Raw genomic sequence first — 7,372 nt, 5'->3', positions numbered from 1 at the left:
ATCTCGTGCTGCTTCACCCAGTTCCGCAGCGTCTCGCGGGAGCCGATGCCGAGCTTCTCCGTCACCGCTTGCAAGGCGGCCGTCTCGTTCGGGTAGTCGTCGCGCACCTCGGCGACCATGCGCACCGCACGGCGGCGGAGCTCAAGCGGGTAACGGGAAGGTCGTGCTATGACTCGATCCTTTCATGAAATCGAGTCTCTATTCGAACCGGGGCGGTTCACACTCGGTAGATACCCAGGTCGGGCAGGTGACGTCACAAGATCCTCGACAGAGCCGAATTACATGAACGTCGACACCTTCGCGAGCCGGGGCGGTCGTTGAGTCAGTGCTCACAGAACCGCGGTTTTGCTCGGACAGTGCTCGTGATCACGCGGAATCTCGCCACCGCGCGGGTTGAGGATCACAGGGTCGAATCGCGGCCACTGCGCAGTGTAGCCAAACCCTGTGCCGCGATTGCTGCGTTCCGCTCCAAAGCGCTGACGTCGGGCTTGGGTGCGGCCCCGGGCTGGTTGGCGTCGGCCTGGGCGGTCGCCTCGGTGTCGGCCTCGGTTGTCAACGATGGGCAGTAGGCGGTCGGTGACGACGCCGGGGTCTTTGTCTGCTGGGATCAGCTGGCACGTCGGTGATGGACTGGGTTGCCGATGACGCCCAGATGTTCAAGAAGTAGCCCCTCCCGGGTGGACCAGGGACAGATCTCAACACTCTCCACACCGCACACTTCCATGAGGCTCTCGGCGACCAGCGCTCCCGCCAGGGACTGCTCGGCGCGGTGCCGTGAGATGCCCGCCAGCGCGGCACGGCACTCCGGGCCGACGCCGGCCAGCAAAGGAATCACCGCGCGTAGCTCACGCAACGTCAGCCGTCGTGGCCTTCGCCGTGGCTTGTTCCGCTGGGCATTGGTGAGCCGGGCAAGCTGCTCGAAGGTTTTGGAGCAGCCGAGAACACGTTCCCCTCGCTCGGCCTGCGGCACGCCGGGCACCTGGCTCAAGGAGCGGCGCAGATGCTGCCGGACCTCTGTCAGGCTCCGCGTGGACGTGACCGTACCGCCGGGGAGCCAATTGCGCGTGATCGTTCGTGCACCCAGCGGCAGTGAACGCACCACGCGGGGCTGATCACCCGTCCCCGCGGCGACCTCCACGGTGCCACCGCCGATGTCCAGTACCAACAAGGGCCCTCCCGCGCACCCCGCCCACTGGCGTGCGGCCACATAGGCCAGTCGGGCTTCCTCCTCGCCGGGCAGCACCCGCAGCCATGTACCGGTCGAGAGGGCCACCCGTGCGATGACCTCATCGCGATTGGGGGCATCCCGGATTACGGACGTGGCAAATGCGAAGAGCTCTCGCGGACGCAGGCGCGGGTCCGCATCGATCGCTTCGGCCACAGCCCGCTGCACACTCTTAACCCCGGCCCTGCCCAGGCGCCCTTGCCCGTCGAGTGCCTCGTGCAGTCGCAGTCGCACCTTGTGCGAGAAGACTGGCTCCAGTTCCGCACCCGGTCGCCACCGCACAACAGTGAGGAAAGCGCTGTGGCACCCGACATCGAGCACGCTCGCCTGCCGCATCCAGCCGCCCTCCCCCGACACCGCACCATCCCGCACCCGACAGGGCGGACCGAGTCCCCAAGACCTCTCTTTGCCAAACGAGAGGCGGCAGACACCACACCGCATCCATCCTGTCACCATTATGTCACTGTTCGTACCCCTCGGGGTGGCAAGCTCCGCTCCCGGGAGGAGCGGCCAGGATCCGGCATCCCCCGCAGCACTCCCAGGGCGTTGATCGCGGGCCGCCCACGGCATGGCCCGGCTGCGCCCGCCCCGACACCTCGAAGCAGAGCCCCAGCCGCGGCGCATCCCCCGGGATCGGCTGCACCCGCACCGCACGGCAGGCTCGTTGGACGTGCTCCTTCCAGGAGGTGGAGGCGGCGGACATGCTCGCCCGCACGGAGAAATAGGGCTCGGCTGCTTCACCGTGGCCGGACCCGTGCAACACAGCCGACCCGACAGCGATCGCGCGGAGGGCGGCATGCCGTTGACGGGCGAAGAAGGCGTCGCCGTGGGGACCGCCGCCAACACGGCCACTTCACGGAGAGTGCTCACGGGGGAAGGCGAAATCCGGCTCGATCGGGCCGAGGACGGCCGCAGCGGGGCGAGCAGCCGGGTGCGCGCCAAAGGCCAGCGAGGCAGGCTGTACCCATGCGTTGGTTTCTCCGTCCGCACCCTGAGCTGCGAGCGGGCGATCACAGCGGGTTCCTTTGCACCCTCGCGCAGTGTGTGCCCTTCGCGCTCGCTCTGTTCGTCGTGGGAATCGAGCTGTCGCCGGCGCACTTTCTGTACACCGGCCCCATCCTCACCGCAACGCCAGCGCTGGCCGCGGTGACCATGGGCCCGAAGGGCACCACGTCGGCGGCCGTCTTCGCTCTGGCCGTCAGCGTGACCACCGCCACCTACAACCACGCCTGGGGTACCCAACAGGTCTACACCAACCTGCTGGCCATTGCCCTGGTGTCCGTGGCCAGTGTCATGGCCAGCAGTGCCATCGCCACACGCAGGAGGATCGAACTGGACCAGGTCCGACGGATCGCCGTGGCGGCGCAGGAGGTCATCCTGCGGCCTGTCCCCGCCAGGCTGGGCCCGGTGCGGGCGGCCAGCCTGTGCCTTGCGGCAGAGGCGGAGGCACAGGTTGGCGGTGATCTGTACGAAGCCGTGCAGACCCCATACGGTGTCCGAATCATCGTGGGGGACGTCCGAGGCAAAGGGCTGAACGCCGTACGAGAGGTCGCGGCGGTGTTGGGTGCCTTCCGGGAGGTCGTGCACTACGAGGGTGATCTGGTGGAGGTCGTGAACCACTGCGCGGCTGCACTGCAACGGGAGGCCGCCGTGCCGGGTGCGTTCGACGAGGAAGCCCTGATGGAGGGATTCACCACCGCGCTCATAGCCCAGGTACTGCCGCACGAACCCACGATGCAACTGGTCAACCGCGGCCATCCACCTGCCCTGGTCCTCCATCAGGGCAGGGTTCATGCCCTGATGCCCACCTGCCCGCTGCCACCCTTCGGACTGGAAGACCTCATCCCCCCTCATCCCGTCAAACCCGAAAGCCATCCGTTCCTACCCGGTGACCGTCTGCTGCTGTACACCGACGGTGTGATCGAGGCCCGCAACCGCTACAACGACTTCTTCGCCCTGCCGGACGTCATGGAAACGGCGCACGCCCGTACCCCCCAGGAATTCCTAAAACATCTGCACCAGCAACTGATCCGCCACACCGAGGGCTCCCTGGCAGACGATGTGGCGATGGTCGTCGTAGACCGCCTCGCTTAGGAGCGTGCCGGAAAACAGCACGCGGGTTTGATCTTGGTGCCGACACGTTCACGCCGCCGGTGCCGGAGCAGACCACCCGATCGACGTTCCGGGAGCGGTTGGGGCAGTCGTCTGGGTCCGGAGAGTTGTACGGCACGCCGCTGATGGCAACCGGTCTGTGACCGCTTGTTGAGGCTTCGCGTAGTTGCGGCTGAGGCCGGCGGCTTCCTGACGTTGTGTCACCGGTTGGCGGCCGGTCGTGGTCTGGGATGATCGCGCGGTGAGTGTGGAAGGGTTGTCGGCCGCCACGGCTGTTGTGTCACACGTGCGGGCGTTCTTCACGGGGCATGGTGTGGAGGTCGTCGATTACGACCTCGGACCCGAACGGCGAGAGGTAGTGCCCGATCTGCGGATTGTCGTGGTGGGGCCCGGCCCCCGCAGCGACGGTTGGGCCTACCGGGGGGCACGCCCGCATTCTGTGGATGCTGCCGGTGACGGCTGCCGAGATCGCCTTCCGAAGGCGTTACGGGCAGGAGGCGTTGGAGCGGCTTTTCGACGAGGCCCAGATCGTTCCTACCGATCCTTTCAGGGCGTCGGTCGCCTGAGTTCCCAGCCTTTGGAGGTCGCCATTGATGATGAGTGAAGGGGCGGGCATCGGCCGGTCCGGCTCGCTCACGTGACCGTGCAGTGAGACGATCTTGATCGTGGCTGGTGTGATCACGGCGGAAGCGTCCTGGATCGCGACCAATCCGGTCACCATCGCGGTGAAGGTCGCGAAGCTCGGCGCGGTGAACACACGCAGCGTCTCCAACACGGCCAGCAAGGACGCCGGTACCGGCGGACTCGGAAGCATCGGCGGATCCCCTCCCTGGTGTGGTCGCCGCACCGCTGATGCTGCCGCCGTCCGGTCTGCGGACAGTCCGAACCAGCCGGCCCGTCACCCGCCAAGGTGATCGTCTGCCAGCTGACGCGCCCCGGACGGTTACCGGCGCGCCGGGAACAGCCGACGCCGCCGCGGCTACTCGGGGAAGGCGAGGGTGTAGTGGAAGCCATCGTCGCCGACGGCGTGTCGCAAGGTCCGCATGATCGCACCGGGATCGTCGTAGGGGCCGTTGACGTAGAACGGCTTGCCATCACGACCGAAGCGGATCGGGCTGGGACCGGCTGGCTCACCGAGCATAACGGCGGCGGCATCGAAGTCCGCCTCGGGAGCGAATCCGAGCTCGTGGGCGTAGTCGGCGGCGCCGAACACCAGGGCACGGGCAAGCTCGGTGGGAACCTGCACATGCCCCTCGAAGGCGCTGAAGTAGGCGTGCCGGTGCGCAGCCAGCTGACTCGGGGTCATCGGCTCCGGAGGCAGCGCGTTCTTTACTCCCAGGCACCACACATCCAGCAGGAACCCGGCAACCTGGGCCTTCGTGGAGCGCGCGCTGTCCGCGGCGACGAGCACGGCGACAAGGCCGCGTACCTCCTCGGCGTCGGAAGCCCCCGGGTCAAGGCTTGTCCACTGTGGCGCACCCTCAAGATCCACACTACGGCTCCAGCCGACGTTTACCCAGCAACGCGGCTCGCCACGACCCGACACCCAGACCTGCACAGCGCCGTTGAGTACCCCGACGACATCCCTGACGCCCACCCCCAGCGTCCTGGCGATCGCCTTCGCCGACCGACCCTGCTGGTCCAGTTGCCGTACCCGTTCTACAAGCTCATCCACAGCCTCACCCTAGGGCCGGCGCCAAGACCACAGGCCCCAAACACCAGCAGCTACAACCGCCAGAGTGACCCTGCGAAAACGGCGAGGGCGTGTACGGAACTTTGTGAAAGTCGAGGACTTTCACAAAGTTCCGTACACTCCCGAGATCGCGGGATGGCTGGGATGGCTGTCTAGGCAGCGGGGCTGGCGAGGTCGACGGTGTATGACCGCACCCTCGGCATCGACGTCACCGTCGCTGTCACATGGCAGCGGGCCGCCGCCGGAGGCTGGGGAGCCTGCGCAGCCCGATGCCGCCGGCGGTGCGCTGGTGGAGGTGGGGGGCTGTGGGCGGGGAGGGTGCCGGGGCGGTGGTAGGGGAGGTTGGCTTTGTGCGTGACCGTGGAAGTCGTTTCGATGCGGCTGTGGGAGTCACTGGCTGAGCGAGTTTGCGATGTCAGTTTGTTTTGATGTCATCAGGGGGCTTGCGGCGTTCGCCTCCCGTCGGCGTGACCGCATTCGGGTCGTCTGTCCCGGCCGCTGTCCCTGGGCCATACGGGCCATCGAGTGCCGCCGTTCGATGGATACGGCGGTCGGGTCCGATGCGACTGTCGTCCGGCTGGGACACCTTGCCTTGCGGGCGTACCGGTGGATACGCCCCGGCCTGAAGAGGAACCCAGTGTCGTGCGGGTTCCGAACCGCTTGCCCGTCGTTCACCTGGGTGGTTGCAGGAAGGACCCTCGACGTGTCTGATCCCGTCGTCCTCATCACCGGCGCGCTCACCGGTATCGGCCGCGCCACCGCCTTGGCTTACGCACGTCAAGGCGCGAACCTTGTGGTCTCCGGCCGCCACGAGGACGTGGGTGAGCAGTTTGCCAGGGAGCTGGCCGACCTCGGCGCCCCGGCGCAGTTCGTGCGTGCCGACGTCCGCTTCGACGCCGATGTGAAGGACCTCGTCGACCGTGCGGTCGCGCGGTTCGGGCGGATCGATGTCGCCGTCAACAACGCCGGCACGGAGGGAACACCGGGCCCTGTCACCGAGGTGACCGACGAGGCTTACCAGGCCACCTTCGATACCAACGTCAAGGGAACGCTGCTGTGCCTGAAGCACGAGTTCCGGGTCATGAGGGAACAGGGCGGCGGCAGCATCGTCAACGTCAGCTCCACCTTCGGCCTGATGGGATACCCCGGGGCGACCTTGTACGTCGGGAGCAAGCACGCCGTCGCCGGCATCACCAAGGCGGCCGCACTCGAAGGCGCCGCTCACGGTATCCGGGTCAACGCGGTCGCGCCCGGCTACACCCGGACCGCTATGTACGAGCGGTTCACCGGCGACGACACGGCGCGTGACGCGGTCGATTCGGTGCTGCCCATGCACCGGGCGGGCACGCCGGAGGAGATCGCCGAGGCTGTCCAGTACCTGGGTTCCGACAAGGCGAGCTACGTCACCGGGCACATCCTCCCTATCGACGGCGGCCTCATGGCGGGTGGGCCCCTGTTCCCGAGCAGGTGAATCGCGAGGACGGCGCCAGTCGTGTCGGCCTCGGCGGCGCAGTGCCCGCCCAACGGGATGTTCCGGTTCTCATCATGACCAAGCGGGCGGCCCCACAGCACACGAGCGACATCAAAAGCCACTGACATTGATCACGCCGCTCCCCGAGAAACGACCCCCGGAGTCACAACGAAACGACTCCCTCAGAAACTGACACAGCCAGGAGGTCGAGGGTGTTTCCGAGGTCGAGGGCGTACCGGGCCCGGATCCAGGACGAGCGTGTGCGTGCCGCGCAACTGGCCGACAGCGGGGGCCGGAGCTGAAGTCCGCCGCCTGTATCGCCTTCGAGGGCCTCGGCGGGCCTGCTGCACGGCTTCGTCCGGGTCGGCCAGTGCCAGGCTCAGCGCAAGGGCCTGCTCGACGCCACGTATGTCTCGCAGGCGCGGCAGCGTCGCACAGGCCGCGGGTGTCGCCGCAACCGCCCAGCAGGACGCGGCCGAGGCGGCCAAGGGCGCCGCTCTCGCGGCGAGGGCGGCCACCCAGTCGGCCGGCTGCACCATCAGGCATGGCCTTTTTGGCACGGACTTCTGGATGCCCGCTCACTCGATCCGACTGCGCCAGGGCCAGCGGACCGCGTTGGAAGCTTGATGCTTTCCCGGCGCCCGGTCCGGCCGCTGATGGGGGAGCGGTGCCATCAGTGAACGGTGGGGTCTGGCTTCGTCTGCGGGTGGCTGTCGTGTGCCGGTGGGTGTGGCGTCTGGAACGTTGGCCTCCCTGCGGGAGAAGGGCCGGGCAACCCCTCTCTGTCAGCCTTGGGTGAGACGTCCCGCTTCGTCGGGTTAGCCTGAGAGGGCACGACAGGAGAACCACCCCCTCATGACCAGCACCAACC

General features: G+C 67.5%; 6 protein-coding genes. 4 read left to right on the top strand and 2 right to left on the bottom strand.

All coding sequences use genetic code 11. From position 1 onward, the window contains the following. Positions 1-607: 607 nt before the first annotated feature. Positions 608-1,561, bottom strand: a complete 954-nt coding sequence (locus tag AB0L95_RS41490; RefSeq protein WP_365171781.1) for a hypothetical protein — start codon at positions 1,559-1,561, stop codon at positions 608-610. A gap of 630 nt (positions 1,562-2,191) precedes the next feature. On the opposite strand from AB0L95_RS41490, the gene AB0L95_RS41485 reads away from it, so the two are divergent. Together AB0L95_RS41485 and AB0L95_RS41480 are read left to right on the top strand one after the other, a co-directional pair. Further along, positions 2,192-3,319 (top strand): PP2C family protein-serine/threonine phosphatase, encoded by a 1,128-nt coding sequence (locus AB0L95_RS41485; protein ID WP_365171779.1) that lies wholly within the window; start codon positions 2,192-2,194, stop codon positions 3,317-3,319. A gap of 461 nt (positions 3,320-3,780) precedes the next feature. After that, positions 3,781-3,903: a hypothetical protein gene (locus AB0L95_RS41480; RefSeq protein ID WP_365171777.1), complete on the top strand. Its 123-nt coding sequence runs from the start codon at positions 3,781-3,783 to the stop codon at positions 3,901-3,903. A 413-nt stretch (positions 3,904-4,316) separates the two neighbouring features. Here the strand turns inward: AB0L95_RS41480 and AB0L95_RS41475 are convergent, their stop codons facing one another. Next, the gene (locus AB0L95_RS41475) at positions 4,317-5,012 is read right to left on the bottom strand and encodes a hypothetical protein (protein ID WP_365171775.1); all 696 of its coding nucleotides are present in this window, start codon (positions 5,010-5,012) and stop codon (positions 4,317-4,319) included. A 721-nt stretch (positions 5,013-5,733) separates the two neighbouring features. Here AB0L95_RS41475 and AB0L95_RS41470 point away from each other — a divergent pair. Continuing rightward, positions 5,734-6,501 (top strand): glucose 1-dehydrogenase, encoded by a 768-nt coding sequence (locus tag AB0L95_RS41470; RefSeq protein ID WP_365171773.1) that lies wholly within the window; start codon positions 5,734-5,736, stop codon positions 6,499-6,501. A gap of 408 nt (positions 6,502-6,909) precedes the next feature. After that, positions 6,910-7,128 (top strand): hypothetical protein, encoded by a 219-nt coding sequence (locus tag AB0L95_RS41465; RefSeq protein WP_365171771.1) that lies wholly within the window; start codon positions 6,910-6,912, stop codon positions 7,126-7,128. Positions 7,129-7,372 lie beyond the last annotated feature (244 nt).

The organism is Streptomyces sp. NPDC052036, from assembly GCF_040680495.1.
Taxonomy (GTDB): Bacteria; Actinomycetota; Actinomycetes; order Streptomycetales; family Streptomycetaceae; genus Streptomyces.
The sequence above is the reverse complement of the archived record's forward strand: the minus strand, read 5'-3'. Positions and strand labels throughout refer to the sequence as shown.